This is a genomic window from Cryobacterium sp. TMT2-15-1 (genome assembly GCF_004402345.1).
Lineage (GTDB): Bacteria > Actinomycetota > Actinomycetes > Actinomycetales > Microbacteriaceae > Cryobacterium > Cryobacterium sandaracinum.
The window spans coordinates 1-1,473 of record NZ_SOGD01000001.1; the positions used below are offsets into that span (position 1 = coordinate 1).

Sequence of the window (1,473 nt, forward strand, 5' to 3'; positions counted from 1 at the left end):
CCCTGAGTGTCAGCCTGTAGTGAGACAGTTCGTGTTTCACTACAGGCCGCACTTGAGGCGGGGAATTGAGAGTTCAGTTGGATATTTCAGAGTTGCCCGAGCGAGTATCGAAGTATCAGCGGTATAGCCCGAACGAGCGGTTGGCGATCCTGGCCCGGTGGGACGCGCTCCTCGAGCACGGCCAGCGTTCCGCGTTCTGCCGCGAGCTCGGGATTAGGCCGAGCACGGTGAATGTGTGGGACAAGCAGCGCCGTGAGGGGCTGTTGATCGTGTCGGATGCCCGGAAGAATAAGTACGTGATGAGCAAGAAAGAACGTACCGATTATCGGCGGCTGCAGGATGAGAACGAGCGGTTGAAGGCGCAGCTGGACCAGTCGGAAGCTGCGGTGGAGGTGCTGGGAAAAGCATCCGAGCTCTTGGCGGCTTTGGCCAAGAGCTCGCAGATCAAGGCGCCCTCACTGCCCGAACAAGTGTCGATCCCGCCGGCGTTCCAGAGCCGGAGGCGGGACGAATAAAGTCTCGCGCCGTCACGGACCTCGCCGGGACCGGGATGTCCGTGGTTCGGGCCTGCCGTCTGCTGGGTCACTCGCGGGCCTCGTTCTACCGCCACGGCCGCGCCGCGGCCGATAAGGGGGCGCCGATGCCGCAGGCCGATCGGTACCAGCCCGCGGCGTTGTCGGCGTCGGAGCGGGCGTCGGTGTTGGAGACCCTCAACCTTGCCCCCTACGCCGGCTTGTCAGTGTGTCAGGCCTTCTACCGGTCCTGGGACGACGGCCACTATGTGGCGTCGAAGTCGTCGTGGTACCGGATCGCCCGCGCGGCCGGGCAGGTCGGCGATCGCCGCCGTCAGGCTACGGGGTCGCCCAAGAAGATCCCGGAACTGGTCGCCAACGGACCCTCCCAAGTGTGGTCCTGGGACATCACGAAGGTCCGTGGACCGCGTCGCGGGCAGTGGTTCCACCTCTACGTCATCATCGATATCTGGTCCCGCCGGGCCGTGGGTTGGCGGATCGAGAACTACGAAGACAGCGACCTCGCCCAAGACATGATCCAGACTGCCGTCAGCGTGAACGGGAAAGCACCCGGCTATCTACACTCCGACAACGGGGCCGCGATGGTCAGCCAACCCGTATCCGTTCTCCTAGAAAAGCTCGGCATCGGGAAGTCCTTCTCCCGCCCGAAAGTCTCCAACGACAACCCGTTCTCCGAAGCACTCTTCAAGACTTTGAAATACGACGAAGTGTTCCCGGGCTCCTTCCCCGACCTCACCACCGCCGAGGAATTCTGCCTCTGGTTCTTCCGCGAATACAACCAGAACCACCGCCATTCCGGGATCGGCTGGCACACACCCGACAGCGTCCACCACGGCCGCACCACCAGCATCAGCGCGGCCCGACGCAAACTACTCGACCGCACCGCCACCGCGCACCCCGAACGCTTCAACCACCGCCCCAAACCACCCACCCTGCCCCG

Annotated in this window: 2 protein-coding genes; both read left to right on the forward strand. The window is 63.8% G+C overall.

Annotation, left to right across the window (positions count from 1 at the left end; translation table 11 throughout):
• The first annotated feature begins 77 nt into the window (after positions 1-77).
• On the forward strand, positions 78-515 hold the full coding sequence (locus tag E3O62_RS00005) for a transposase (RefSeq protein WP_166786378.1): 438 nt from the start codon (positions 78-80) through the stop codon (positions 513-515).
• A 35-nt stretch (positions 516-550) separates the two neighbouring features.
• Positions 551-1,473, forward strand: a 923-nt coding sequence (locus E3O62_RS00010; RefSeq protein ID WP_134397115.1) for an IS3 family transposase, incomplete at its 3' end; no start/stop codon positions are given.